This is a genomic window from Sinorhizobium fredii USDA 205 (genome assembly GCF_001461695.1).
GTDB lineage: Bacteria > Pseudomonadota > Alphaproteobacteria > Rhizobiales > Rhizobiaceae > Sinorhizobium > Sinorhizobium fredii.
The window spans coordinates 1-18552 of sequence record NZ_AUTC01000135.1; the positions used below are offsets into that span (position 1 = coordinate 1).

An 18552-nucleotide genomic window follows, 5' to 3' on the forward strand; every position below is an offset into this window, starting at 1 on the left:
GGAAGCCGGCCTCCAGTCCCTCACCAGCGCCGCCTCGGAGCTCGGCTCGATCTCCATGCGCATTGGTCTGCAGGAGGAATTCGTCGCGGCGCTGACCGACTCGATTGACTCCGGCATCGGCCGTCTCGTCGATGCCGACATGAACGAGGAATCGACCCGCCTGAAGGCGCTGCAGACGCAGCAGCAGCTCGCCGTCCAGTCGCTGTCGATCGCCAACACCAATTCGGAAAACATCCTCCAGCTCTTCCGCCAGTAGGCGTCTTCTGCGGCCGGTTAAGGCTGCTCTATTTGCCTCCGGGCACCTTATTTTCCAAGGCCGCGCAACTGCTGCGCGGCCTTTCGCCGTCCTGGAAGCTGCCGGTCCCGGTAAGACCATAACTTTTTCTTTACACCTCTTAATGATCCATTAACCGCGTTAACCATTTGTTAACCATTTCGCATTAACGCTTTGTTAAGCACGATGGTCTGTCACCCAGGGCAAAAAGGTGGCAGCGCGCATGACGCCGTACCATCCCTGCCGGTTTCCCATCCGGAATGTCTTCGATCTCCCATCGACAGGGGCGATAGCCAATGACCAGCATCATGACCAACGCTGCCGCGATGGCGGCATTACAGACCCTGCGTTCAATCAACAGAAATCTGGACGAGACCCAGAGCCGCGTGTCCTCCGGCTATCGCGTCGAGACTGCCGCGGACAACGCTGCCTATTGGTCCATCGCGACGACGATGCGGTCGGACAATGCGGCGCTGTCGACGGTCCAGGACGCGCTTGGCCTCGGTGCGGCCAAGGTCGATACCGCCTATGCCGCCCTGGACACGGTCATCGACCTGATGAGCGAGGTCAAGGCGAAGCTGGTGGCGGCGCGCGAGCCTGGCGTCGACAAGACCAAGATCGACAAGGAGCTTTCGCAGCTCAAGGAACAGCTGGTGTCGGCGGCTCAGTCTGCATCCTTCTCGGGTGAGAACTGGCTCTACAACGACGCAGCGACGGCGGTCGGGACGAAATCGATCGTTGCCTCCTTCAATCGCAGCGCCGACGGCAGCGTCTCCGTGACGACGCTGGATTACGATACGTCGGGCTCCATTCTCGTGGACGTCCAGGATGCGAGCCGCGGCTTGCTGACGATGGCGGTGGATGCGGACGCGCTCGTCTCGGCTCCGACGGGAACACCGCGCGAATACTACCTGATCGACGCCAGCAGCCCGCCGGCCGGCACGGAAATTGCGCTCTCCGGATCGACCACTGACGAAGAGTTGGACGACATGATCAGTGTCGTCGACGATCTCATCAGCCAGTTGACAAATTCGGCCGCGACCCTTGGGGCGATCACCAGCCGCATCGAAATGCAGGAAAACTTCGTCGCCAACCTGATGGATGTGATCGACAAGGGCGTCGGCCGTCTCGTCGACGCCGACATGAACGAGGAATCGACGCGGATGAAGGCGCTGCAGACCCAGCAGCAGCTCGGCATCCAGTCGCTGTCGATTGCCAATACCAACTCCGAAAACATCCTGAGGCTGTTCCAGGAGTAGTTTCTCCTTCGCTGCCGCCATAGGCGGAAGCTCCGTGCACTCTTTCACCTCCGCCGTGCCGCCGGTCATCGGCATCTGGCGGGACTGGTTGGACCGCGCTGTTGCCCTGGCGCGGTCCAACAACCTTCATTTTCGCACAAGTTTGACCGGCTAGTTTCCCTTCGCAGTCTGCTCGGCCGGCTGCCGGCCAGAATGATCCTGGTCGCCGTTGCACCGGTCCCGCTTCGGGTCCGCCCTTCGCGAACCGTTGCGCATCGAGAATGTTGGTCCTGTCGCTGTCGCGGGCGGTAAGGGCCGAAGGAGACATCACAGACGTGTCAGCCGCTTTGGATTTCTGGACCATGAGGCAGCCTATGCCAGGCGGGCGCAACGCGCCGGTATTGGCTGCGCCCCCCCGGGGGGATGGCCGATGAGTGCGTCGCTCTCCCGCTATCTCAAGGATTTCAGCGCGCCGAAAATCGAACTGACGCGGATGCCGCCGAAGTATTTTCCGGATCTCGAGGGCGACTTTCCCGCCGAAGACCGGTCCGCTCAGAGGCCGACCATGCCAGAGATCGATGTCGATGCCGAGCGGCGCGAGGCCTTTGCGCAGGGTCGTGCGGAGGCTGCGGCCGAACTGGCCTTCGAACATCAGCGCGAACTCGCCGAACTCAAGGCGCGTCACGCCGAGGAACTCGAGGGATTGAAGCACCGCCTGGCTGAAGAAACCGCTTCGAAACTCGCCGCCGGCTTTAACCAGATCACCGAGCGGCTGGCACTGGCCCTTGGCGACCAGACGGCGCGCGTGCTTACGCCGATTATGGAAGAGGTGCTGCTCAAGCGCGCCATCGAGGACCTGGCGACGATGATCAGGCAGGGCATCGGCGCGGGAGAGGGGCTTACCATCACCATCAAGGGATCGCCTGTGCTCTTCGAAGCGCTGAAACAGCATCTGGACGACGACACGTTGGTGTTCCGGCACGTGGTTGCCGACGACATCGATCTCACGGTTGAAATGGGCGAAACAGTCCTGGTGACCCGAATGGCGGCCTGGTCCGAAACCGTCCGGAAGGTTCTGGCATGAGCGACGAAAGCCATCACAACGGCAAGAACGAGATCATCATCGTCAAGCGCTCCGGAGACGGCCACGACGGCCATCACGGCGGCGGGTGGAAGATCGCCTATGCGGACTTCATGACGGCGATGATGGCCTTCTTCCTCGTCATGTGGCTGATCAATGCCGCCAACGAGGAAACCAAGGCGGCGATCGCCTCCTACTTCAATCCGGTCCAGCTCACCGATGAGAAGCCGTCGGAGAAAGGTCTGAAGGAGCCCGCGAAGGACGCCCAAGGCGAAGAGACGCAGCAGCGATCGAAGTCGGATGGCGAGCAGGCGAAATCCGGCGGTTCCGCGAAGACCGGCGACCAGTTGACGGCTACTTCGGGCGAGGAAACCAAGTATTCCGACGCCGACTTCTTCGAGAACCCCTATTCGGTGCTCTCCGAGATCGCCAAAGAGGTCGGTCAGCAGGCCAATATCAGCGCCAAGGGTGAGGGCGGCGCCGCCCAGTCGGGACCGGCGACCGGCGCCGACGGCGGCGAGGCCTATCGCGATCCGTTCGATCCGGATTTCTGGACCAAGCAGGTTGAAGTCAAGGATGCCGGCAATGCGGCCGAAAGCGATGTCGCGGCGGCCGATGCCGGGAAAGACCCGGCCGCCGGCGAGGCGCTGAAGACCGCGGAAGTCCTCAAAGGCGAGGAGCCGCTCGAGCAGGAAGCAGAGGCAGAGGAGCAGCAGAAGGAGGCTGAAGCCCTCAAGGCCGAAATCGAGAAGGCGGTCGGCGGCGAGGCCGGGCGGCTTCTCGAAGGGCTGGTGGTGACGCCCTCCGAGGGCGGGCTGCTGGTGACGATCAGCGAGCAGACGGACGCGCCGATGTTCGCGGTGGGGTCTGCCGTTCCTGGCAAGGAGCTCGTCCTCGCCATGGAAAAGATCGGCAAGCTGCTCGCAGAGCGCCAGGGGGCCGTGGCGATCCGCGGCCACACGGATGGCCGCCCGTTCAAGGACGGAACCTATGACAACTGGCGGCTGTCGGCGGCGCGCGCCCAGAGCGCCTATTACATGCTGGTCCGCGGCGGCCTCAAGGAAGAGCGCGTCAATCAGATCAGCGGCTTTGCGGACCGGCGCCTGCAGATGCCGAACGATCCCTATGCCGCCGCCAATCGGCGCATCGAGATCCTGTTGCAGTCGGGGCAGGGCTGAGAGACATGCTGAAGCGGCTCAGCGTCATCCTGGTGGCATCGGTTCTTTCGGCCCCGCTGGCGATCGGGCTTGCGCGCGCAAGCGAGACGGAAGAGCTCGCGCCGTTCAAGATGGTTCGGTCGCTGCAATATGTCCAGGATTCCGTCGTGCTCGGCGACCATTCGGCGATCGAAATGCAGCGCTTCATGCTCAACGAAATTGACAAGCGTCTGAGGGCCGCCGACGAAGCGATTTTTCGCGATCCGCGCAACGTCGATGCGGCGCTCGTCTATGTCATGAGCGGCGGCAATCCGGAAACGCTGGATTATCTCACCGACAGGGATGTCGAGGGCAATTTCGATGCCCGGGTCGCGGAGGCGCTCAGGCAATATCTGCGCGGCAAGGGACCGTTGATCGTCGAAAATCTCTCCAAGGCGGCGCCCGAATATAAGAATTCCCGCGTCGGTCCCTACCTGTTTCTGATCCTCGGCAACGCCACATCGCAACAGGATCCCGTTGCCGCGATGAAATATTACGACTGGGCGCGTCTGACAGCGCCCGGCACCATCATAGAGGAGGCGGCGCTTCGCCGCTCCGTTTCGCTTGCGGTGCAGGCAGGCGATCCCGAAAAAGGCTTCCGCTACGCGTTGAACTATGCGCGGCGCTATTTGACGTCGCCCTATGCGAGCCAGTTCGCCGACGTCTTCGTCGAACTGGCAGTCACGCATTTCGACGAGACGGTCGAGAAGAGAGTTGCCGAGAATCTCGCCTTCATGGACCAGTCGCGCCAGCGCGAGGTCTATCTGCGCGTCGCAAGGCGGGCAGCAATCGGCGGGAACCAGACTCTGGCGCGTCTGGCGTCCAGTCGGGCCGAAGAGCTCGCCCGGGATGGCGGCGGGCAATCGCAGCTGCTGGCGAACTTCTACGAAGGGCTTGCGGCCGTGCCGTCTGAGGACGTCTTCACAGCGGCGCAGACGCTGGCGGCAATTCCGGACGAGAAGCTCTCGCCACGCGACCGCGCCCTCAGGGAGGCGGCCCGCGCGATTGCGCAAGAGGTTGTACGACTACCGAAGGATGAAAGCCCCGCGCAAGCGTCCATGCCTATACCGGAGGTCGACACCGGCCCCGCCAACGATGGCGGCGAAACCGGAGAGACTGGAAGCGGCATGAGTCCCTTTGTCAAGCCGGCCGATCGGGCGCCCGTGCCGGGCGCAGAACCGCTAGCCGGCGCGGAGACCGTCGCCGAATCCGATCCGGCTCTTGACGGTTTCATGGCCAATGGGCGCTCGATGATCAAGGAGATCGATGCGCTCCTTGCGGAGGAAGGACTATGAGGCCACTTGAAGAGACGTTCCGTGCTCCGGCCGCGGCCATCGGCACACGATCCGGTGCCCGGCAGGGCGGGAACGAGCAAGTTGCGGGAGAGCCCGGCGCCTTCCAGAGCGCGGTCGCCGATGCCGGTCGCCAGAAGACGCCGGCCCAAGGCACGGCTGAGGGCAGCGGCGAGAGCGCCGTTGATTCTGCCGCGGAGGGCACGCGAACGGCGGCAGCCGAATATACGGTCGGCAAGCCGAAGGCGGGTGTCCTGATCGCGAGCGCCACCATCACCGGGACAGGTCGCCTTTCGAGCCCTTCGGCCAAGGGTCGCGGAGAGGGCGATGCGGAGGGCGCGCTTGCGGAGAAGCAGGCGTCCTCCGAGCTCAAATCTGTTCGGGAGAAAGCAAACCGGCAGTTTTCAGCGGGCCGGGCAGATCTCAAGGCCGACGAGGCCAGCGATCCGGACGGCAAGGCCGTCACGGGCAAGCCGAAGGGACACTTGGCCACGGAGGTCGGCGCAACGGAAAATTCTGAGGCGGAGGCGACGCCCGAGGGTGATACGGGTTCGGCCGGGCCGGCAAATGGCCCGGTCAGCGACCTCCTGTCGTTGCTCGGCGGCAGCGCACCGCCAGCCGCGGCCTTCGACACCGCCGGCGGCGAACTCACCGACAAGGCAGAACGGTCCACGGGCAACCGCGTCGACGGCCTGGCCGCCGAGACGGCCAATGTCTCGGCGGACGCTGCCGCGGCGGACGGTTCGCGGACGGAAGAGCAGGGTGATGCCGGATCCGACCGGCTCTTCCGCTTTGCCCGCGCCGACGGCAAGGGACAAGCGGTCTCGATGAGCATTTCGGCAGATGGCGAAGCGACTGCCGTCGAGAGCGGCAAGTCTTCGGCGAATGCCAGGGCCGAAGCCGTGACCATCCTCGAGGCGCGCCGCTATCTCGGCGTCGCGATGAATACCAACTCCGCCGCGGTGACGGGTGCGATCGCCGGTGACGGCGAGTGGGCGCAGGCGCTCCAGTCGAGCGCGTTGTCGGCGCAGCCGGAGGCGTCGAGCCAGGCCGGCAAGACGCTGAACACGCTGAAGATCCAGATGCATCCGATCGACCTCGGTACGGTCACGGCGACGCTGCGCCTGAAGGACGACGAGCTGCAGGTCGACCTGAAGGTGGAAACGGGCGAGGCGTTCCGCCAACTGCGCGACGACCAGAGCGAGATGGTGAAGGCCTTGCGCGCCCAGGGCTTCGCGGTCGACCAGGTGAACGTCGTGTTCAATGCCGGCGGCGATGCTTCGAACGGCAGCGGTGCGCAGCCGCAGACGCAGGGCCAGCTTGGCCAATCGGGTGGCGAGCGCACCGGTGGAGACAGCGGGCAGGGGCGTCAGCGGCCGAACGGGGGCGAGGCGGCGCAGGCCGAGACATGGTGGAGCAATGATGGAACGGACGATGCGTCTGCTGGCGTTGGGCACTCTCGCACTGGTGACGTCTACATGTAGCGCCCTGGCGAGCGCCGGCGTCTGCGAACGCGAGATCGCGTCCGCTGCGGCCAAGTACGGCATCCCGACCGGCATTCTCTACTCGGTCGGCCTGACGGAGACCGGCCGCAAGGGATCGCTGCAGCCCTATGCGATGAATATCGAGGGCAAGGCCTATTTCGGCACCAGCATTCAGGATGTCCTCGGCCGTTTCGGAGCCGCACGGGCGGGAGGGGCGAAACTCATCGATCTTGGCTGCATGCAGATCAATTACCACTTCCACGGCGAGCATTTCAGTTCTCCGGAGGAAATGCTTGATCCCCGGAGGAATGTCGACTATGCCGCGCGCTTCCTCTCCAATCTGCGCGCCAGGCACGAGAGCTGGACGATGGCGGTTGCCCGCTACCATGCCGGGCCGAACAACGATCCGGCGCAGAAGAAATATGTCTGCCGGGTCATCGCCAATCTCGTCGCGACGGGCTACGGCAAGTGGACGCCGAATGCGGCGCAGTTCTGTCAATAATCAATCGTTGGTTGTGATATTCGTCGCCGTGCCGCATTGTGGCGACAATGCGGAGAGAATGTGATCGCAAGCGCTATTTGTTGCCTCACGTTAACTTTTCCACACCAATTTAGTGTCATCGGTAACGGGGACCTACTAGATATAGATCAAATCGGCACGCATTCCTTAATCAACTATTAAAACCTCCCATTAACTTCCTCTAGTTGTTCGTGAATCCCCGGATTCGTACTTCTCAATCAGCGAGACACCCATACTGATTCGGAGGCGGACGAATGATCGTGGTGGTTGATGAAAGAGAGCTGGTGAAGGATGGCTACGCGTCCCTGTTCGGGCGCGAGGGCATCCCTTCGACCGGGTTTGATCCCAAGGACTTCGGCGAGTGGGTGAACACCGCCGCCGATTCGGATATCGATGCGGTCGAGGCGTTCCTGATCGGCCAGGGTGAAAGCGCTTTCAGCCTGCCGCGGGCGATCCGTGATCGCTCCCAGGCGCCGGTGATCGCCATGAGCGAGACACCGTCGCTCGAAAACACGCTGGCGCTGTTCGACTGCGGCGTCGACGATGTCGTTCGCAAGCCCGTGCATCCGCGGGAAATTCTCGCCCGCGTCGCGGCGATCCGCCGCCGCCTGAAGGCCATCGCCAACTACACCGACATCGGGCCGATCCGCGTCTTCGCCGACGGCCGCGACCCGGAGATCAACGACGAGGTCTTCGCGCTGCCGCGCCGCGAGCGGCGCATCCTCGAATACCTCGTCGCCAATCGCGGCCGGCGGGTGTCCAAGTCGCAGATCTTCAACGCGATCTACGGCATCTTCGACGAGGACGTCGAAGAGAACGTCGTCGAAAGCCACATCAGCAAGTTGCGCAAGAAGCTGCGCAAGAAGCTCGGCTTCGACCCGATCGATTCCAAGCGCTTCCTTGGCTACTGCATCGACTGGAACTGAGCCGGACCAACATCTGGTCGGGTCAAGACAGGTTCACGCAAGGCCCGACTTCTAGTCTCCCACTGAAGCAGGAAACGAGGATCCTCTATGAGTCTCTACGGTACCATGAGAACGGGCGTCTCTGGCATGAACGCCCAGGCCAACCGCCTCAGCACGGTGGCTGAAAACATCGCGAATTCCAGCACGACCGGCTACAAGCGTGCATCGACAGAATTCTCCTCGATGATCCTGCCCTCGAGCAACGGCTCCTACAACTCCGGGGGTGTAGAGACCTCGGTGCGCTACTCGATTTCCGACCAGGGCTCGACGACCTATACGACATCAGCAAGCGACCTTGCGATCGACGGCGACGGTTTCTTCATCGTTCAAGGCGCCAACGGCCAGGAATACCTGACGCGCGCCGGTGCCTTCGTTCAGGATGACCAGGGCAATCTCGTCAACGCCGCAGGCTTCACCCTGATGGGCTACGAGTACGAAGCGGGCGCGGACCCGACGGTTGTCGTCAACGGCTTCGACGGTCTGACCGAGGTCAACCTCGGATCGGAAGGTCTAACCGCAGCCGGCTCGACCGCCGGCGCCATGGGCGCCAACTTGCCCTCAGGTGCCGCAATCGGCGACGTGTCAACGACCTCGCTCATCGTCTACGATACACAGGGCAACACCCGAATCCTGGATTTCAACTACGAGATGCTCGCTGCCAACCAGTGGGAGTTGGATGTCGTTGATCGCACAACCGGCACTTCGCTCGGCACGGCGACGCTGGATTTCGACACGTCCGGCGCCCTGACCACGTCGCCAGCGACCCTGACTCTGACCGGGAGCTTGCTCGGCACCCCGATTACCGGCTCCGGCGCCGAGCTCAATAATATCACCATCGACTTCTCGGAAACCACGCAGCTTGGAACCTCCTTCACGCCGGACGGTGGCGAGATCGACGGCAACGCGCCGAGCAAGGTCTCCGGCTATCAGATCGACACGGACGGCGTCGTCTACATCAAATATGCAAACGGCGAACTCGAGCCGCGCTACCGCATTGCTCTCGCCAATGTTCAAAGCCCCGACAAGCTGGTTCCAGAATCTGGCAACGTCTATTCGCAGGGCGTCGATTCCGGCGTCATCGTCACCGGCTTCGCCGGTTCCGGCAGCTTCGGTGAAATCCTTTCCGGCGCGCTTGAAAGCTCCAACGTCGATATCGCCGATGAACTGACGTCGATGATCGAATCGCAGCGCAACTACACGGCCAACTCCAAGGTCTTCCAGACCGGTTCGGAGTTGCTCGAAGTTCTCGTGAACCTGAAGCGGTAATTCCAACAAGACGGTCCCAGCATGTCGTTGTCCTCGGCAATCGCAATTGCGCAATCAGCATTCAGCACCACCGCCTCGCAAACGGCCACGGTGTCGAAGAACGTCGCCAATGCGAGCAACGCGGACTACTCGCGCCGCATGGCCATGCTGGGAACGACGGCCGATGGCGCCCAGATCGTTTCCATTTACCGGGCCCAGAACGAGGCTCTGCTCAAGCAGAACCTCACAAGCATCTCGCAATCCTCGGCACAGAGCAGCCTGCTTTCAGGACTGGAGCTGTTGAAGTCGGCGCTCGGCGGCAACGACTACGAGACGGCGCCGTCGACCTATCTCACCGCTTTCCGCGACAGCCTGCAGACTTTCGCCTCGACCCCGGGCAATTCGACGATCGCGGCGACCGTGGTCGCCGATGCGTCGGATCTCGCCAACTCGATCAGCAAGACGGCGACCGCCGTCCAGGACCTGCGTCGCGATACCGACAAGCAGATTGCCGAAGAGGTCGACAACCTGAACGCGCTGCTGGCGAGCTTCGAAACGGTGAACAATGCCGTCAAGCAGGCGACGGCGACGGGCGCCGACGCCACGGCCGCACTCGACGAGCGCGATAAGCTCTTGAAGGCGATATCCGAGCTCGTCGGCATCTCCACCGTCACGAGGGCGGACAACGATACCGTCATCTACACCTCGGATGGTATCGTGCTCTTCGAGACCCAGGCCCGGCAGGTGACGTTCACGGCAACCTCGGCCTTTGACGCGTCGACGACCGGCAACGCCATCTTCGTTGATGGCGTATCGCTTTCGGCTGGCACCGGTGCGGATACCACCGCACAGGGAGAGCTTGCGAGCCTTCTCCAGCTTCGCGACGACATCGCTCCGACGTTCCAATCGCAACTCGACGAGATGGCCCGCGGCCTCGTCACGCTCTTCCAGGAAGGCAGTCTGCCCGGTCTGTTCACCTGGTCTGGTGGAACGGTTCCCGTGGCCAGCACGATCGAGCCCGGTATCGCGGCGACGCTGAGCGTCAATTCCGCCGCGCAAGCCAATCCCTTCCTGCTCCGCGATGGCGGGTTCAACAGCCTTGTTTCCAACCCGGGCGGCGCCACGGATCCGCATTCCGGCTACACCGATCTCCTCGACGGCTTCATCACCGCCATGGACGGCGACATGGCTTTCGACGCAGCGGCCGGGCTGGACGGCACCAGTTCGATCATGGAGTTCGCCGCCTCGTCGATCGGCTGGTTCGAGCAGATCCGCAGCGCCGCCTCGACGGCCGACGACAACAAGACGGCTCTGTTGGCGCGGACGGAGGAGGCTCTCGGCAACGTGACCGGGGTCAGCATCGATGAAGAGCTGTCGCTGCTGCTCGATCTCGAACAATCCTACAAGGCGTCTGCCAAGTTGATCAGTACCGTGGACGCCATGATGGCGTCTCTTCTGGAAGCCGTGAGGTAATCATGAAGACATCCTTCGTTTCTAATCTGGCAGTGCAGAATGCCATGCGCCTGACCATTCAGCAGGGCCAGGAGGAACTGCTGAAGCTTCAGACGGAGGTTTCGACCGGCCGGCACGCGGATGTCGGCCTCGAGCTCGGGTCCTCCACCGCGCGTTCGGTCAACCTGCAGCGCGAGCTTGCGCGATTGGAAACCCTGGTCGACACGAACGCTGTCGTCACGCAGAGGCTGGCGTCCTCCCAGGAGGCCCTTGGAACGATGGCCGAGGCGGCCGAACAGGTCCGCAATACGCTCGTCACCTTCAAGGGCAATGATTCCGTCGACCAGCTGTCGGTCCAGAAGACCGAAATCGAAAGCGCCATGTCGCTTTTCACCGCGTCGGCGAACACCTCGTTCAACGGCGAGTTCCTCTTCGCCGGCATCAACACCGATGTGAAGCCTTTCGAGGATTACGCGGCGTCCGGTTCTGCCGCGAAGACCACCTTCGATACTGAGCTCGCGAGCTACATGTCGGCAAACGGCATCGCTTCCATGAGCGACTTCACCGAGGCGCAGATGGAAGATTTCATCACCAATACGCTGGAGCTGCTTTATGACAGCGATCCGCAGTGGGCCGCCGACTGGTCCCAGGCCTCGAGCCAGAACATGAGCAGCCGCATCAGCGCGGGCGAAGTCGTGCAGAGTTCGACCAACGCGACCACCGACGGCTTCCGGAAGTTCGCTCTGGCCAGCGTCATCTCGTCGGAGCTCATGGACGAGGACATTGGATCGGACGTCCGTGCCTATGTCGGCGAGGCGGCCCTCGGCTATGTCGAACAGGCGATCACCGGACTGACCGCCGAACGCAGCACGCTCGGCATTTCCGAAGCGCGCGTGGAGAAGGCGAACACCTCGCTCGAGGTTCAGATCAAGCTCATCAACACGCATATCACCGATCTCGAGGGCGTCGACACCTATGATGCGTCGACCCGGATGAACACGCTGCTGACGCAGATGGAGACATCCTACACGCTCACCGGACGGATCCAGCAGTTGAGTTTGATAGATTTCCTCTGATGACAAGAGGACAGGGACAAGCATGAAGGATGTCTGAATGTATCAGTTTGCATACGCCGAGATCATGGAGGAAGGCGTAGCCGTTTCCAAGGATCGCGAGTGGCAAGTCCTCAACCGCTCGATCGCGCTCCTGGAAGCGGCAAAGCAGCAGAAGGGATATTCAAAGGAAGCGATCGAGGCGATCTACTACACCCGACGCGTCTGGATACGCTTCATCGAGGATCTGCGCGCCCCGGATAACCAGCTCAATGACGAATTGCGCGCCAACCTGATCTCGATCGGGATCTGGATACTGAACGAGACGGAGAAGATCCGCAAACGCGACTCCTCCAACTTCCAGGGCATAATTGACATTACCACCATCATCAGGGATGGACTGAAATGAAGAGCATACTGCGTATCTCGCTGAAATCGGGCGAACGAATCTTTGTAAACGGCGCGGTGCTTCGCGTTGACCGCAAGGTCGCCGTCGAATTCCTCAACGACGTCACCTTCCTCCTGGAAAACCATGTCCTGCAGCCGGAAGATGCCACGACACCGTTGCGGCAGCTCTATTTCATCGCTCAGATGATCCTGATCAATCCGGAAGGCGCCGAGCAATCGACCGCCATGTTCCGCAAGTCGATCGTCATGCTGCTCGCCTGCTTCAAGAACGACGAGGTGCTGGCGGAGCTGAAGCGCATCGACGGCCTAGTCACGCAGGGCCGCGCCTTCGAAGCGTTGAAGGCGATCCGCGGCCTGTACCCCATCGAAGAGCGCATCCTGAACAATCAGGAAATCACCCCGGCCACCATCGACCAGATTCGCAAGGAGATCGCACCATGGCGGTAAGCGGTGTGTCGTCGAGCGCATCAACGAGCACGACATCGACGACGAGCTCGACATCGACGAGCAGCACGGACGCGGCCGACGCGACCCTGAACTATCAGAGCTTCCTGAAGCTGCTCATCGCGCAGATGCAAAATCAGGATCCGACCGATCCGATGGATGCAACCGAGCAGATTTCGCAGCTTGCCACCTTCTCGCAGGTCGAACAGTCGATCAAGACGAACAGCAATCTGGAAAGCTTGCTGGCGAGCGAAAGCCTGACACAGGCGTCGACCTATATCGGCAAGACGATCACGAGCAGCGACGGCAAGACGAGCGGCGTCGTCGCCGAGGTCGAGGTTACCTCCGATGGCGTGACCGCGATCACGACCGATGGCAAGGAGATCGCCATCGAGACCGGGATCAGCGTGTCGACCACCTCGTCCGACTCGGAAACGTGATCGCTGCGATTCGTTGGAACGGGAGAGAGCGCTGATCGGACCGTCGCTTGACGGGGCGCCGATGATTGTTGAGAATCTTCCGAAGAATCACTGCAATTGAAAGCTTGCCCGCCGCTTTCGAGCGCCGGCAGGATTAGGACCGAACCGGAATGAATGAGGCCGACGCCCTCGACATCGTGCAGGCCGCGATCTGGACCGTGATCGTCGCCTCGGGTCCCGCCGTCCTGGCGGCCATGGTGGTCGGCGTCGTCATCGCCTTCATTCAGGCGCTGACCCAGGTCCAGGAAATGACGCTGACCTTCGTGCCGAAGATCCTGGCGGTGATGGTCACGGCGGCGATCTCGGCACCGTTCGTCGGTGCGCAGATCTCTATCTTCACCGATATCATCTTTTCAAGAATCCAGTCCGGATTCTGAGGTTTCACCCCGATACCACCCTCGCGCAAGCTTGGGGCTCTAGATCTGCCCTCATAGTTTGGGGCAGCCTCGCGTGGCGTGCTGCCCGCCTCTCATGAAGAGACGGAAGAGACATGGCACAACAGGCGACGCTGACGATCCCGAAACTCGCACCGAAGAGCCGGGACATCGGCTTCGCGCTCGGGATCGTGATGATCCTGTCGATCCTGTTCCTGCCCATTCCGCCGTTCCTCATCGATTTCGGGCTGGCTTTCTCCATCGCCTTTTCGGTGCTGATCCTGATGGTCGCGCTGTGGATCCAGCGGCCGCTCGATTTCTCGTCCTTTCCGACGATCCTGCTGATCTCGACGATGACCCGCCTGGCACTAAACATCGCCACGACGCGCGTCATCCTGTCTCACGGCCATGAGGGACATGGAGCGGCCGGCGGCGTCATCTCGGGCTTTGCGAGCCTCGTCATGTCCGGCGACTTCGTCATCGGTCTGATCGTCTTTTTGATCCTCATCACGGTGAACTTCATCGTCATCACCAAGGGTGCGACGCGTATCGCCGAAGTGGGCGCCCGCTTCACCCTCGATGCGATCCCCGGAAAGCAGATGGCGATCGATGCCGATCTCTCGGCCGGCCTGATCGACGAGAAGGAGGCGCAGCGCCGCCGGCGCGAGCTGGAAGAGGAGAGTTCCTTCTTCGGCGCGATGGACGGTGCCTCGAAATTCGTGCGGGGCGATGCGATCGCCGGCCTGATCATCACGGCGATCAACATCTTCGGCGGCATCATCATCGGCTATCTGCGCCACGACATGCCGATCGGCGAAGCCGCCGATGTGTTCGTCAAGCTCTCGGTCGGCGACGGTCTCGTCTCACAGATCCCGGCGCTGATCGTATCGCTCGCCGCCGGCCTTCTCGTGTCACGCGGCGGCACCGCCGGCTCGACCGACCAGGCCGTCGTCGGGCAGCTCAGCGGCTATCCGCGCGCACTGATGGTTGCGGCCGGCCTCATCATCCTCCTTTCCGTCATGCCCGGCCTGCCCTTCCTGCCTTTCGCCGTGCTTGGCGGCGGCATGGCCTTCCTCGGCTGGTTGATTCCCAGGCAGATCGAAGCGGCCAATGCCGAGAAGCGTGCCCAGGAAGCTGAGAAGGCCCAGCAGACGAAGGACAGCGACAGGGACTCCGTCAAATCGGTGCTGAAAACCGCGGAGATCGAGCTGCTGCTCGGCAAGCAGGTCTCGACCAGGTTGCTCGGCGCGCATCAGGAACTCGCCTTCCGGGTCGGCAAGATGCGCCGCAAGTTCGCCCTGCAATACGGACTTGTCGTTCCGGAGATCAAGGTTTCGGACGACATCACCATTCCGGACAAGGCCTATCATGTCCGCATTCATGGCACGACGATCGCCTCCAACACGGTGCGCGTCGGCGAAGTGCTGGTCGTGACCGGCGGTGGCCGCCGGCCGAGCGTGCCCGGCGACGAGATCCGCGAACCGGCCTTCGGCATGCCGGCCCTCTCGATTCTGGAGACCTTCACGGAAGATCTGAAGCGCGAAGGCTTCCACCCGATCGACAACGTCTCGGTCGTGCTGACGCACTTAAGCGAAGTGATCCGCAACAACCTGCCGCAACTTCTCTCCTACAAGGACGTGAAGGTGCTGATCGAGCGGCTCGACCCGGAATATCGCAAGCTCGCCGACGAGATCTGCACCTCGCACATGTCCTATTCCGGCCTGCAGGCGGTGCTCAAGTTGCTGCTCGCCGAACGCGTTTCGATCCGCAACCTGCATCTCATTCTCGAAGCCGTGGCGGAATTGGCGCCGCATGTCCGCAAGACCGAGCAGATCGTCGAGCATGTCCGCGTGCGCATGTCGCAGCAGCTCTGCGGCGACCTTGCCGAAAACGGCGTGCTGCGCGTGCTCCGGCTCGGCAGCAAGTGGGACATGGTCTTCCATCAGGCGCTGAAGCGCGACGCCAAGGGCGAGATCGTCGAGTTCGACATCGACCCGCGCCATCTCGAGGAATTCAGCGAGCAGGCGACGAAGGTTATCCGTGAACATCTCGATCGCGGCGTGCCCTTCGTGCTGGTAAGTTCGCCCGAATCCCGCTCATATGTGCGCATGATCATCGAACGCCTCTTCGCCACGCTGCCCGTGCTCTCCCATGTCGAACTCGCCAAGGGGCTGGAAATCAAGATCATCGGCGCCCTTTCATGATCACCGATCCCGAGGGCACGGTGCTGGCGCTGTTCGCGGCATTCTGCCGGATCGGCGGCTGCATCATGATCATGCCGGGATTTTCGACTGCGCGCGTTCCGATGCAGGTACGGCTGTTCATCGCCGTCGCGCTTTCCATGGCCATCCTGCCGATCATGTGGACCGACATCTATCCTGCGGTGGCGAGCAAGGGGCACACCTACATCTACCTCATCGCGACCGAGAGCGTTATCGGCGCCGTCATCGGCCTCGTGGCGCGCTATTACGTGCTTGGCCTGCAATTCGCCGGGACGGCGATCACCATGCTGATCGGCTTCAACCCGCCGCCGGCGACCGACGTGCTCGAAGAGACGGCGGAAAACCAGCTCACCAGCATGATCAGCTTCGCCGGCTTGATGCTTCTCTTCATGCTCGACTTCCACCACGTGATCTTCGAGGCCATCGCGCAGTCCTATCGCGTCATGCCGATCGGCATCGGCTTCGATCCGCAGGGCATGCTGATCACGCTCACTAACTCGCTGGGACAGACCTTTCTGATCATGCTGCGTCTTGCCAGCCCCTTCGTCATCTATGGGCTTCTCTTCAACGTGGCGATCGGCATGGTGAACAGGCTTGCGCCGCAGGTTCCGGTCTATTTCATCTCCCAGCCCTACCTCATCCTGGGCGGCCTGTTCCTCCTCTATCTGGGGATTGCCGCGATGCTCCGCCTGTTCGCCGATGGTTTCGGGCCGGTGATGCAGGGGGGGTAGGGGAGAAAGGCGATGAAGTCGCGATCGGAAAAATTGAAGCGCCTGGTCGACGTGCAGCGGCATCTCGAGCGGATGGCCGAAAGCGAGCTTGCCGAGACGACCCGCCAGCGCGGCGTACTCTCCGAGACAATCGACGTTGTCGTCGACGCCATGGGCTCTGCCCATCCCATGCATCGCGTCTTCTCGGGCCACTATGCGGCGCAGCTCGGGCGGCTGGTGCAGAAGGACCAGATGCTGCTCGGCATCCAGCAGGTCCACGAGGCGCGCATGCTCAAGGAGCGTGCGAAGGGCGATCGGCTGGAAGAGAGCATGGAAGAGGCACGCACGATGGAAGATCGCGAGGCGGACGACAATCAGATGCTCGACCTCATCGATCAGCACGTCGCCGGTCACGCGCCAGCTTCCGGTAAGGTTGAAGGGCGATAGTGCGTTATCCGGACGGGCTGCCCAAGCAGTCCTCCGGTTCGCACTGATTGCGCTGCCCCGTGTGACAAGACGCCGGGCAGCAGCCTGAGAGGATCTGACATGGCTATTTCCCCGCCCAGCGATCTGGTGCTGGACGTCGTCCGCGCGGCCGATCCGGCGGAAGTTCAGGAGGCGCAGACGCGGCTCAAGGCCAATCGCGCCGCCTTTCAGGCGACGAGCCTTGCGGAAAACGGCAACGGCTTCGCCGCGGCGGTTTCGGTGCTGAATTCCTCGGAAGGATCGACGGGCCTCGGCGACGTCAGCAACCGCGTCGAACCGAAGAAGGTGCCGGAGACCTATCGTAAGTTCGAGGCGATGGTGCTGCAGAACTTCGTCAAGTCGATGCTGCCGAGCGAAAGCGAGAGCGTCTTCGGCAAGGGTACGTCGGGCGAGGTCTGGAAAGGCATGATGGCGGAGCAGATTGCCAACGTGCTGGCCGATGGCGGCGGCATCGGCATTGCCGACCGAATGGTCGGCAGCGACGCTGCCGATCGCGCCAGCGCGCGGCTTGATGACGATACCAGCAACATCGCCGCCGGCATGGTCCACGAATACGAGCGCAAGGCCGGATTCTTGACGACCGACGAAAAGAAGAACCAGGCATAGATTTTTTGGCCGGGATGGCTCGCGAGCCTGTTCGCGTCCTTCCCTGAAACGCATAATTTGGGAGTTGATTTATGGAAGCTGTGGCATCCCACGATCTGCGGATACAGAACGTTCTCGGCCGGTTGGAGATGATCATCGACAACGAGAACAGCCGCATCGGCGTGGACCCGAAATTCGACATCAAGACGTCGAACGCACACAAGAGCCGCTGCCTCTACGAGCTGACGATGTTGCATCGCGACACCGCAGCCGGTGAAATCTCGCCATCCTTCGCCTCGCAGACGCGCCACCTCCGGCAGAAGCTCAAGCTCAACGCCCAGAAGGTCGAAGCGCATGTCGAAGCCGTGCGCTCGGTCGTCGATCTTCTGAAGACCGCTGCGCAGGACGCCGACGCGGACGGCATCTACACCGAAGCGCAATTCCGCTATAGCGATTTCTGATGCTGAAGCTCGTTCTCACCGGGGTCTGGGTCTGCGCCGTGACGCTTGGATCCGTCTATTTCTCGATGCAGTACGCCTCGGCGCCGGTCCTCTCGGACGCGGAGGCTGACAGGCGGGCATCGGAGGAATATGTACCGGGAGAGATCATTACCGTTCCGGTGATCGAGGACGGGGCGGTTCAGGGCTATTTCCTGGCGAAACTGTCCTTCTCGGCGACGCGGGAAGGGATAGCGAAGCTTCACGCGCCGCTTCGGCAGGTCGTGACCGACGAGCTCTATGACATGCTCGTCGGCTCCCGGTTCGTCGATGTCGCCGACACCGGCACGTTCGACCTGCCGAGCTTCAAGGTCGCCGTCAAGGACGGCCTCAACAAGAAGCTCGGCGGCGAGGTCATTACCGAAGTCCTGGTCGAACAGCTCGAATATCTGGGCAAGGACGACATGAAACGCGTGGCGAACGGCAACAACAGGCCCTATCAGGAGCCGGTTCCAGTGGTCGACAAGCATGGCAACGTCGCCTCCGACAAGATCCCCGAGGGTGCAGTGAAGGCGTCAAGCGGCCATTGAGGAGCGTTGAAGGGACCC

Annotated in this window: 21 protein-coding genes; all 21 read left to right on the forward strand. The window is 62.2% G+C overall.

Annotated elements, in window-relative coordinates; genetic code table 11:
• Positions 1-256 (forward strand): flagellin (locus N181_RS14595; protein ID WP_272949673.1); only part of this gene is annotated, 256 nt, incomplete at its 5' end.
• Between the two features lie 314 nt (positions 257-570).
• Positions 571-1533, forward strand: a complete 963-nt coding sequence (locus N181_RS14600; RefSeq protein ID WP_037395311.1) for a flagellin N-terminal helical domain-containing protein — start codon at positions 571-573, stop codon at positions 1531-1533.
• A 409-nt stretch (positions 1534-1942) separates the two neighbouring features.
• Positions 1943-2596 carry a hypothetical protein gene (locus N181_RS14605; RefSeq protein ID WP_037395309.1) on the forward strand — a complete coding sequence of 218 codons (654 nt, stop codon included), beginning with the start codon at positions 1943-1945 and terminating at the stop codon, positions 2594-2596.
• Positions 2593-3771, forward strand: coding sequence for a MotB family protein (locus tag N181_RS14610; protein ID WP_037395307.1), 1179 nt, complete (start codon positions 2593-2595; stop codon positions 3769-3771). The genes N181_RS14605 and N181_RS14610 overlap by 4 nt, the downstream gene beginning before the upstream one ends.
• A gap of 5 nt (positions 3772-3776) precedes the next feature.
• Positions 3777-5084, forward strand: coding sequence for a chemotaxis protein MotC (motC, locus tag N181_RS14615; RefSeq protein WP_037395305.1), 1308 nt, complete (start codon positions 3777-3779; stop codon positions 5082-5084).
• Positions 5081-6565 (forward strand): flagellar hook-length control protein FliK, encoded by a 1485-nt coding sequence (locus N181_RS14620; protein WP_037395300.1) that lies wholly within the window; start codon positions 5081-5083, stop codon positions 6563-6565. Before motC ends, N181_RS14620 begins: the two co-directional genes overlap by 4 nt.
• Positions 6504-7067, forward strand: coding sequence for a transglycosylase SLT domain-containing protein (locus N181_RS14625; RefSeq protein ID WP_080577480.1), 564 nt, complete (start codon positions 6504-6506; stop codon positions 7065-7067). Before N181_RS14620 ends, N181_RS14625 begins: the two co-directional genes overlap by 62 nt.
• Positions 7068-7339: 272 nt before the next feature.
• Entirely contained in the window at positions 7340-8011 is a 672-nt protein-coding gene (rem, locus tag N181_RS14630; protein ID WP_037395294.1) for a transcriptional activator Rem, read from the forward strand.
• Positions 8012-8098: 87 nt separating this feature from the next.
• Positions 8099-9316 (forward strand): flagellar hook protein FlgE, encoded by a 1218-nt coding sequence (locus N181_RS14635; protein WP_014327355.1) that lies wholly within the window; start codon positions 8099-8101, stop codon positions 9314-9316.
• 21 nt (positions 9317-9337) lie between these two features.
• Entirely contained in the window at positions 9338-10768 is a 1431-nt protein-coding gene (flgK, locus tag N181_RS14640) for a flagellar hook-associated protein FlgK (RefSeq protein WP_037395291.1), read from the forward strand.
• A 2-nt stretch (positions 10769-10770) separates the two neighbouring features.
• Positions 10771-11823 carry a flagellar hook-associated family protein gene (locus tag N181_RS14645; RefSeq protein WP_037395288.1) on the forward strand — a complete coding sequence of 351 codons (1053 nt, stop codon included), beginning with the start codon at positions 10771-10773 and terminating at the stop codon, positions 11821-11823.
• A gap of 37 nt (positions 11824-11860) precedes the next feature.
• Complete coding sequence (gene flaF, locus N181_RS14650; protein ID WP_014327358.1) at positions 11861-12208, forward strand: flagellar biosynthesis regulator FlaF; 348 nt, start codon at positions 11861-11863, stop codon at positions 12206-12208.
• A complete protein-coding gene (gene flbT, locus N181_RS14655; RefSeq protein WP_060563457.1) occupies positions 12205-12654 on the forward strand; it encodes a flagellar biosynthesis repressor FlbT in 450 nt (149 codons plus the stop codon). Before flaF ends, flbT begins: the two co-directional genes overlap by 4 nt.
• On the forward strand, positions 12645-13091 hold the full coding sequence (gene flgD, locus N181_RS14660; RefSeq protein WP_037395285.1) for a flagellar hook assembly protein FlgD: 447 nt from the start codon (positions 12645-12647) through the stop codon (positions 13089-13091). The genes flbT and flgD overlap by 10 nt, the downstream gene beginning before the upstream one ends.
• 149 nt (positions 13092-13240) lie before the next feature.
• Positions 13241-13507: a flagellar biosynthesis protein FliQ gene (gene fliQ / locus N181_RS14665; protein WP_012706883.1), complete on the forward strand. Its 267-nt coding sequence runs from the start codon at positions 13241-13243 to the stop codon at positions 13505-13507.
• A 113-nt stretch (positions 13508-13620) separates the two neighbouring features.
• Entirely contained in the window at positions 13621-15708 is a 2088-nt protein-coding gene (flhA, locus tag N181_RS14670) for a flagellar biosynthesis protein FlhA (protein ID WP_014327361.1), read from the forward strand.
• The gene (gene fliR, locus N181_RS14675; protein ID WP_014327362.1) at positions 15705-16457 is read left to right on the forward strand and encodes a flagellar biosynthetic protein FliR; all 753 of its coding nucleotides are present in this window, start codon (positions 15705-15707) and stop codon (positions 16455-16457) included. Before flhA ends, fliR begins: the two co-directional genes overlap by 4 nt.
• 12 nt (positions 16458-16469) lie before the next feature.
• Positions 16470-16883 carry a hypothetical protein gene (locus N181_RS14680; RefSeq protein ID WP_014327363.1) on the forward strand — a complete coding sequence of 138 codons (414 nt, stop codon included), beginning with the start codon at positions 16470-16472 and terminating at the stop codon, positions 16881-16883.
• Between the two features lie 99 nt (positions 16884-16982).
• Entirely contained in the window at positions 16983-17528 is a 546-nt protein-coding gene (locus tag N181_RS14685) for a rod-binding protein (RefSeq protein ID WP_014327364.1), read from the forward strand.
• Between the two features lie 71 nt (positions 17529-17599).
• A complete protein-coding gene (locus N181_RS14690; protein ID WP_014327365.1) occupies positions 17600-17968 on the forward strand; it encodes a hypothetical protein in 369 nt (122 codons plus the stop codon).
• Complete coding sequence (locus N181_RS14695; protein WP_037395279.1) at positions 17968-18534, forward strand: hypothetical protein; 567 nt, start codon at positions 17968-17970, stop codon at positions 18532-18534. Before N181_RS14690 ends, N181_RS14695 begins: the two co-directional genes overlap by 1 nt.
• Positions 18535-18552 lie beyond the last annotated feature (18 nt).

Bases quoted from the DNA above. Each gene is read 5' to 3' on its own strand.
- N181_RS14680 (WP_014327363.1), top strand. From the start codon at position 16,470: ATGAAGTCGCGATCGGAAAAATTGAAGCGCCTGGTCGACGTGCAGCGG.
- N181_RS14600 (WP_037395311.1), top strand. From the start codon at position 571: ATGACCAGCATCATGACCAACGCTGCCGCGATGGCGGCATTACAGACC.
- flgK (WP_037395291.1), top strand. From the start codon at position 9,338: ATGTCGTTGTCCTCGGCAATCGCAATTGCGCAATCAGCATTCAGCACC.
- motC (WP_037395305.1), top strand. From the start codon at position 3,777: ATGCTGAAGCGGCTCAGCGTCATCCTGGTGGCATCGGTTCTTTCGGCC.
- N181_RS14695 (WP_037395279.1), top strand. From the start codon at position 17,968: ATGCTGAAGCTCGTTCTCACCGGGGTCTGGGTCTGCGCCGTGACGCTT.
- flhA (WP_014327361.1), top strand. From the start codon at position 13,621: ATGGCACAACAGGCGACGCTGACGATCCCGAAACTCGCACCGAAGAGC.
- N181_RS14620 (WP_037395300.1), top strand. From the start codon at position 5,081: ATGAGGCCACTTGAAGAGACGTTCCGTGCTCCGGCCGCGGCCATCGGC.
- fliR (WP_014327362.1), top strand. From the start codon at position 15,705: ATGATCACCGATCCCGAGGGCACGGTGCTGGCGCTGTTCGCGGCATTC.
- N181_RS14610 (WP_037395307.1), top strand. From the start codon at position 2,593: ATGAGCGACGAAAGCCATCACAACGGCAAGAACGAGATCATCATCGTC.
- flbT (WP_060563457.1), top strand. From the start codon at position 12,205: ATGAAGAGCATACTGCGTATCTCGCTGAAATCGGGCGAACGAATCTTT.
- flgD (WP_037395285.1), top strand. From the start codon at position 12,645: ATGGCGGTAAGCGGTGTGTCGTCGAGCGCATCAACGAGCACGACATCG.
- flaF (WP_014327358.1), top strand. From the start codon at position 11,861: ATGTATCAGTTTGCATACGCCGAGATCATGGAGGAAGGCGTAGCCGTT.
- N181_RS14635 (WP_014327355.1), top strand. From the start codon at position 8,099: ATGAGTCTCTACGGTACCATGAGAACGGGCGTCTCTGGCATGAACGCC.
- N181_RS14645 (WP_037395288.1), top strand. From the start codon at position 10,771: ATGAAGACATCCTTCGTTTCTAATCTGGCAGTGCAGAATGCCATGCGC.
- rem (WP_037395294.1), top strand. From the start codon at position 7,340: ATGATCGTGGTGGTTGATGAAAGAGAGCTGGTGAAGGATGGCTACGCG.
- N181_RS14625 (WP_080577480.1), top strand. From the start codon at position 6,504: ATGGAACGGACGATGCGTCTGCTGGCGTTGGGCACTCTCGCACTGGTG.
- fliQ (WP_012706883.1), top strand. From the start codon at position 13,241: ATGAATGAGGCCGACGCCCTCGACATCGTGCAGGCCGCGATCTGGACC.
- N181_RS14605 (WP_037395309.1), top strand. From the start codon at position 1,943: ATGAGTGCGTCGCTCTCCCGCTATCTCAAGGATTTCAGCGCGCCGAAA.
- N181_RS14685 (WP_014327364.1), top strand. From the start codon at position 16,983: ATGGCTATTTCCCCGCCCAGCGATCTGGTGCTGGACGTCGTCCGCGCG.
- N181_RS14690 (WP_014327365.1), top strand. From the start codon at position 17,600: ATGGAAGCTGTGGCATCCCACGATCTGCGGATACAGAACGTTCTCGGC.